At 59.3% G+C, this 7,603-nt stretch carries 4 protein-coding genes and 1 pseudogene; 1 reads left to right on the plus strand and 4 read right to left on the minus strand.

The genetic code is table 11. The annotated features are described in order from the left end of the window. Positions 1 to 23: 23 nt before the first annotated feature. Entirely contained in the window at positions 24 to 4,265 is a 4,242-nt protein-coding gene (locus tag INT32_RS08365; RefSeq protein WP_193088268.1) for a phospholipase effector Tle1 domain-containing protein, read from the minus strand. Positions 4,266 to 4,354: 89 nt separating this feature from the next. Here INT32_RS08365 and INT32_RS08370 point away from each other — a divergent pair, with 89 nt between their 5' ends. Beyond that, the gene (locus tag INT32_RS08370) at positions 4,355 to 4,717 is read left to right on the plus strand and encodes a DUF1840 domain-containing protein (RefSeq protein WP_193088269.1); all 363 of its coding nucleotides are present in this window, start codon (positions 4,355 to 4,357) and stop codon (positions 4,715 to 4,717) included. A 147-nt stretch (positions 4,718 to 4,864) separates the two neighbouring features. Here the strand turns inward: INT32_RS08370 and INT32_RS08375 are convergent, their stop codons facing one another. The 3 genes and pseudogenes from INT32_RS08375 to INT32_RS08385 form a co-directional block, all read right to left on the minus strand. Continuing rightward, positions 4,865 to 5,065, minus strand: coding sequence for a hypothetical protein (locus tag INT32_RS08375; protein WP_193088270.1), 201 nt, complete (start codon positions 5,063 to 5,065; stop codon positions 4,865 to 4,867). Positions 5,066 to 5,125: 60 nt separating this feature from the next. Beyond that, positions 5,126 to 6,829 (minus strand): 2-isopropylmalate synthase, encoded by a 1,704-nt coding sequence (leuA, locus tag INT32_RS08380; RefSeq protein ID WP_193088271.1) that lies wholly within the window; start codon positions 6,827 to 6,829, stop codon positions 5,126 to 5,128. 355 nt (positions 6,830 to 7,184) lie between these two features. Continuing rightward, positions 7,185 to 7,603, minus strand: a pseudogene (locus INT32_RS08385) (hypothetical protein); the annotation flags it as partial.

Below are 7,603 nucleotides of genomic sequence, written 5' to 3' on the forward strand. Positions count from 1 at the left end.
GGAGGGTGGAAAAAAGGCAGATTTTACCATACCTGGCCTGTCTGTAACTCAAAGCCCGTGGTTTCCCGCAGCCACCGCGCATATGCCTGGATATCGGCGCGACCGACAATCGGCTGGCTGACCAGCGTCTTTTCTTTACCGGGCGGCACCGCCATCATGTTGCCGTAAAACAGGTCGGCTATCGTCAGCGGCCGGGTCTGCGGCAGATCACGCTCGATAAACTGTTCTACCTGCATGCGTCTGGCCCTGCCGACACGTGCAGACTGATGCTGCCTTATTGAGGTGCGGTCGGCGCCTTCCATGTCGCGGTCCGGCGCGAGTGTCTCTCTGGCCGGGTCTTGCCATTTATAGCGCATGAGATTGTTATGGACCAGCGGGTTGCGGATGCGCAGGGCGGTTCGCGGCAGCGGGCGCCAGGTTACGCCCGCCGCCCGTCCCTGTTGGTACATCCATTGCAATGTCACGTTACCCAGATCGCCGGGCAAGCCGCTGGCGTTGGCCACGTGGGTCTTATCCGCAGTCTGTATGGAACCGCCCATATCGGAGTGGTTGCCCATAAAGCCGACTTCGTAAAAGTTCTCATGCTCACTGTCGCCGATGGAGGTTAACGGGAAGATATTGGTATATTCGTTCAGGGCCACTGCATGGGCGACCCACTGCCAGGCGGGAGACACCTGATAGTTGTAGGCTGCGTTGTTCGAGCCCAGCACGCCAAGCTGCGTGACCGTATCGAACAGGCCCATGAAACGCAAGTCCAGGCAGGCGCTGACGGTCGTGAAGGCATCCGGGGTCTGGCCATTGTTGGCAAAGGGCGTGTGGACCCGGGCGCTGAACAGGCCGTCTCGTGTCTGCTGCAAAATCTGGTTCGCAAAAATGCGTGCTGCCGCCGCGCCGCGGGAAAAGCCGATGACATCGATCGGAATATGGCCGTTGGCGTTTCGCAGTGACTGCGCATCCCTGAGCAGAGTGTCAATCAGGCGATGCATCTGGGTGCGCACGATGCCGGCGACAGATTCTCCTGCCATGGCATCTGCAGGGCGCAGCAGTACGCCCAGCGGGCCCATGATGTAAGGGCTTTGCAGGGGATTGGCCGCGCCATAGACAGCCGGTTCGGCAAACGCAGACAGCCCGTCGTTGGTGCCCGGGCCGCCAATATAGTGTACAGGCCCTGAATCGTACAGTTTTTGCAGTTTGTACACGTTCGAATTGGTGTTGCTGCCTTGGTTGCGGGTGCCGTCGAAGGCGAATAACAGCAAGCCCAGCGGATCGACATAGCGGCGCGGTTGCGCGGCTGCATATCCCAGGGGATCGGCGCCGGGCACGGGGCCGATGGGGTCGGGTTCCAGATAATGGCCAAAGGCAGGGTCGTAGGTGCGATAGATATTATCGAACCAGCCGGTCGCTTCGTCTTCATACTGGCCCGGATAGCGCAGGGGGAGTTGTACGCGACTGATCAGTGGCGTCATCTTCCCTTCCGGTTCAGGCTGTGCCAGCCAGACGGGTTGCGCCTGCCCGTCGGTCACAGCCAGCGGCAACCCCTGGGTATCCGTGTGGATAAAGTGCAGCGTTCCCGCAGACCTGTCGCTCAGCAGACGGCGCAGCGCAGATTGAATGGACAGATCTGCCGGCTGCGACCCGTCGCTGAACGCTGCGGGCCTGGCGTATTCGATAAAGGCAACCGCAATGGCCCCAGCATAAATGTAGCGTCGTGAAATGGCGCCATTGGAGGGAGCCCGCAGTGGCGCGCCCGTAGGCACAGACCAGTGGCCGATAACCCGGTTGTCCTGATAATAAAAGTGGGTAAACGCCTGCGGATCGCGGCGGGCAATACGGTGGCCCTGGCCGTTGTGCAGATTTTGTTGAATACGCCGACCCTGCCGGTAAACCTCATTAAGGCGGCGGTTCACCCCATAGCGCGTATCCAGGCGGTCAACCTGCATCGGCAAGCCGCTGGCGTCACGCATGATACGGCTGCGCTGCGTACGGTGGCCGTCAAATCGCGCGATACTGGCGCCGCTGCGATCCCAGGCATACCAAACGCGCCGCTTTCCGGAAGCGACCGGCGTGTGTGACAACTGCCCTTTGGTGTAGAGGTAATGCTGCTCGGTCATTCCGGCCAGCCGCTGCTGCCTGCCGTAAAAATAATATCGGCGAACGGCGCTGGCTACTGCCGGATAATAATAGTCCTCCTTGAGGACGCGCCCGCTGCCGGCTACCAGGCGTTCCAGGCCCAGGATCGGACGACTGGATGTGCCTGCACGAGCCACCAGATGCAACTGCTGACGGCCAAAGTCATCCTGACGGTACTGCATCCGTACCTGGTTGCCGAACGTGGCATGCCCCGCAGCAGCTATCTGCAGAACCGGGTGTTGTTGTTGCCTGGCGTCTTCCCAGACAATGCTGCGCAGTCGCTGGCCCGGCGTATATGTGTAGAGCAGGCGACCGCCTTCGGGCAGCAGCTGTATCACCTGACCGGTCTGCGGGTGGCGCAGGATAATGTCCTCATAAAAGACCTGGTAAGGGTTGTTTGTGCTGGGGGGTCTGGAAATACGGGTACGCAAGGCGCCGCTTGCCCGATTCATGGCATGCACTTGTGTTTCGTTGGCATGCGTCAGCGAGAAGCCATCGTCTTCTGTGTAATGAAGGGTGGTCGTGGCAACGGCAGATGCCGTGCGGTCCGGGTCCTGGCCAGAGGCAGACGCCGGTAGGGTGGCCTGCCGCAAGGTGCGCAGGCGTTGCTGCGCATCATACTCGTATGACCAGTGCACCCCGTTGGCAAAGATCTGGGTGGTGGGCTGCCCCTTGCTGTTGTACTGGATGCGCTGGCTGCCGGTGAGCGTACTGGACCAGAAAATGCCCCGCCCTTGCCGGTCATAGTGCAACTGCAGGTCGGGCCAGAACCCTTGGGGCAGACTCAGCCGTGCCGGCATGCCGTTGGGGTGGCGGGCGATGTACAGGCCATTGATGTACGACAGACGCCCCTGCTCGTCATACGCGGCCTGTAGCCCCGGCGCGGCGCAGCCGATGCAGCCATGGCCTTTGACCGATTCGAGCAGATAACGGCCATGGATGCGTCGCCAGACGAAGCCGGTGTGCTGGCCGTTGCCGTCTGTGACGCGGGTGAAGCTGCGTTGCGTGCCCGCGACGCCATAGTTGAACAACTGGGTTCCTGGACCGACAGGCTGATCGTGCAATACGGCCCGAATCACTTTGCCGCTTTGGTCGTATTGCCAGGTCCGCAAGCGAAAGGACTGCGGCAGGAGGGGGTCAGACAGACTCGCTACGTGCGCAGAGCGGCCTGCCAAGGCCGGTATGGCGGTGCGCAGGACCGGGATGTCCAGCGCCGGCATAGCGCCTGCAGCGATATTGTTGCCGGCGTTCCTGTTGTGGTGGGGCACGATCGCCATGCCCGTCAGTTTGTATGGGTCGCCTGCCTGATAAGCTTCCTCGTACAGGTAGAGCGTCTGGCTGCCATCAGCACGCGACGCCGACATCAGACGCCCGGCAGGCAAGTCGTAGCGATATTGGATGGGTCCTTGCGGCGTGTCGATTCGGGTCAGGCGTGCGCGGGCATGCACGCGGTCGTCCTGGATGTAGTGAAACACCAGAGCGTGGCCGGCATCGCTTGTGACCTGACGGATCCTGTCGGCAAAAATCGAGGCGCGGCTGTGTCGCTGTATTTGCAGGTGGCGTCCGTCCACGTTCAGTCGGGTAAGTAACCCCTGGCGGTCAAAGGTAATGGTGCTGCCGTCAGGCCAGTGCCAGTCCCAGCCGCTGTCGGCAATCACCAGCCGCCCATGGGCAGGGATTGCGGCCGGAGCCGCTTTGCCAGCGCGTCTGCCGAACAGGATGCGGGAACCGTCGGCCTGGGTAATCTGCAGGCCGTCGGGCGTGCGTTGCAGATTAATATCGAAATTGTGCCGCCAGCCAACGCCCAGTCCCCGGTCTGCCCGGTCCATTGCGTTATAGCTGCGCATCACCAGCAAGCCGTCATGACGTAGCGGCAGATCGATTGTTTCCTGATATTTGTTGCCGGTGGCCAGATTAACCGGGTTGCCGGCGCCGCTATTGATGGCCGGCTCAATTGCGCCCAGGGTAAAAGGGTTGTTGCTGCGGCACGGATGACCGGTGCCGTTGGCCGGGCGCACGCATTGCGCAATATTTGCTTGTCCGGCAACGGCCTCTGGGGCAAAATGGAGCATGCCTGCAAGCACTAGAATCAGGTGCCGGAAAGCAGGAAAAATTGAGCGAGGACGGGTTCGCATGACCAATAACCTGAAAAATGCGTATCATCACCTTTTGAATGCATTTGCAGTGGTCGCAGTTCAATAAAATATCTAATGAGGAAAACCGTATGCTGATTACTTTTCGTTCGGATATAGCCGGCGATGTCCTGATGATGGCCGAGCAGGCCAGGACAGTATTGCAGGCGGCGGGGCGTGAGTATGAGACCGTACCTGAAATGGGCGTCTTTACCGTGGCTCAGCTGGAAGAAGCCATCCGTCATCTGGAACAGGCTATCAATGCGGATCCGGATTCTGCGCCTGATCATCAGTTTGATGACAAAGATCGCGAAGACGAGGACGACGAGGTCGCCGTGCACCCTATCAGTGAAAATGTGAGCTTGCGTCGTCGTGCCTACCCGTTGCTGGACATGATGCGCCAGGCCAAGGCAGCGGGCAAGGAAGTAGTCTGGGAAAAAGGCAGCGCCTGGTAAACAGGGCGGGCCAGAAATAGCGCAGGCCTTGCATGCCGATCCGATCAGCATGCAAGGCCTGGACAGCGGCTTTCCCGATATGAGGCAAGGGTCAGGCAAGGGTTGATTAATGCGACGCTAACGCACGCAGGCATCAGCCCTTTTCGGTTAGGATCGTGTTGGCATGACGGTGACGTTTGTCTGGAAAGCGTAATGATAATACGCGCCGGTGGCAACCCGGGCCTGTTGCCCGTTGGGTTGTCCGATCAGTATCCGCTGGCATTGCGCCAGCAAGGAAAGCAAGCGGGTACCGGTCTGCAAAGACACACGCCTGGCGCCCGAATCACACGTTGTTGCAACGATAAACATCAATGGACACCCGCCCCTGCCGCAGGCAGGTGACGGGCTCGGGTTGATCGCCTTGGACCCTTAAGCGACTTCGCGCAGAGCGGCGCCTTCTTTGGCCTGCTGGTTCAGATGGCGGTTGACCGCGCTCAAGACGGCCACAAATGACGCGGTAACGATGTCCTTGTGGATGCCCACGCCAAAACCGGTGGCAGATTCACCAAGCCGCAGTTCCACATAGCAGACGGCAGACGTTTTTTCGCCGGACCCCATGGCGTGTTCGTGATAATCCATAAAGCGGATAGGCAGACTCAGGGCGTTGATGAAGGCTGAAATGGCGCCTTCGCCGCTTCCTTCCACTACTTTGACCTGACCGTCCACCTCAAGCTCGGCGCGGATGCTGAACTGGTCGCCGGCTTCGCCATCGGCCTTGCTATCGATCTGGTGGCGCACCAGTTTCCATGGCGTGGTCTGTTTCAGGTACTCTTTTTCAAAGATGTCGAACACGGCATTGCCGTTGACTTCTGTACCGGTTTCGTCGGTCACGCGCTGGATGGCGCGGGAAAATTCGATCTGCAGGCGACGCGGCAGGTTCAGGCCGCGTTCGTTTTCCAGAAGATAAGAGACGCCGCCCTTGCCCGACTGGCTGTTCACTCGGATGACCGCATCATAGCTGCGTCCGAGATCGGCCGGATCAATGGGCAGATAAGGCACTTCCCAGACGCCGTCTTCTTTTTGCACGGAGAAGCCTTTCTTGATGGCATCCTGGTGCGAGCCCGAGAAGGCGGTAAAGACCAGGTCGCCTGCGTAGGGGTGACGCGGATGTACGGGCAACTGGTTACAGTATTCTGCAGTGCGACGCACGTCATCTATATCGGAGAAGTCCAGGCCAGGGTGAATGCCCTGGGTGTACAAATTGAGTGCCAGGGTGACCAGGCACACATTACCCGTACGCTCGCCACTGCCAAACAGGCAACCTTCGATGCGGTCTGCACCGGCCATCACAGCCAGTTCAGCGGCGGCAACGGCTGTGCCGCGGTCATTATGCGGGTGCACGCTGACAATGACGCTTTCGCGATTATTGACATTGTTGCAGAACCATTCGATCTGGTCTGCGTACATATTTGGCGTGGTGGCCTCGATGGTCGCAGGCAGGTTGAACACGATCCGGTCTGTCGCGGTAGGCTGCCATACCTCGGCTACGGCGTTACACACTTCTACTGCAAACTCCGGCTCGGTGGTGCTGAACACTTCAGGAGAGTATTCATAGCGCCATTTGGTTTCGGGGTGCCGGCTCATGGCCGTTTTGATCAGTGCCGTACCGGTGGTGGCGATATTTTTGACTTCTTCCTTGTTCATATTGAAGACGATTTTGCGAAACGCGGGGGCGCAGGCGTTATACAGGTGCACCATGGCCTGACGGGCGCCGGCCGCCGCTTCCACCGTCCGGTTGATCAGATCTTCGCGCGACTGGGTCAGCACGATGATCAGGACATCATCGGGAATATGGTTTTCTTCGATCAGGATGCGAACGAAGTCGAAATCCGTCTGAGAGGCGGCGGGAAAGCCAACTTCAATCTCCTTGAAGCCGATTTTGACCAGGTGTTTGAAAAAACGCAGCTTGCGCTCGATGCTCATGGGCTCGATAAGAGACTGATTGCCGTCGCGCAGATCGGTACTCATCCAGATGGGTGGATGTTCGATTTTTTTGCTGGGCCACGTGCGTTCCGAGAAATCGCGTTCGAACGCCTTGAAAGGAATGTATTTGGAAGCGGGGTTGGAGATCATGATGCACCTATTTTGGGGAGAATCCCGGTGCGAACAGACTGGAGTTAAGCAGCGACGCCGGGATTCAGAATAATAAAACGGAATCCTTGTGGCTTGTACAGGGGCTGTCGAACTGCCACGAACGCTCTAGGCTCGACAACCGATCGCTAGCAGTAGCGCAGAAGATGTGGCAACAGCAGAAAGCGTTGCGTCAGGTGTAGCAGCAGCCCACAGCTTAGCCGCGGCGCAAGCAGTGTTGCTACCGGTTAAAGCGTTGCGAGAAAATGCGGGCTGGCTCTTCATGCCTTAACTATAAGAAAAATTACCCCGGCGCGCAAGCGTTTTTTCGCCTGCGCGCCGATAACTGCAGTTTTGATTAGGTAATAGTATGTTTGACCTCATCGCGTGGCGGGCGCAGATGCGTGGTTTCGGGGCGAGCAATGGTCGGTTCCGTCTGTTCGGAGCTGGAGACCGTTGGTTGCTCTTTGGCCGGTTCATCAGGGATGACCGGATCGTTCTGTGTGGGCTTGACAGCATCGGTTGCGGCGTCTGCCACGTTGGCCGGGCGCTTCGGTTCAGAGGCCGCCGCGTCAGCCGTTTTTGGCTGAGAGGCCGGTGTGGTACGGGCGATTGCAGGCTCAACCGTTGTGGCATTGGACGCTGAACCCAGCGTGCCCGCAGTCGCCGCGCCGGCAGCCGGCGCTGTTGGGCGGGTATCGGTAGCGACGGGTTTGGCCGCTTCGGGTTCTGGCCGCAGGGTCGGCACCTGGCCAGGCTCCTCCTGCTCCTCTGTTT

This window comes from Advenella sp. FME57, from assembly GCF_014897675.1.
Lineage (GTDB): Bacteria > Pseudomonadota > Gammaproteobacteria > Burkholderiales > Burkholderiaceae_B > Advenella.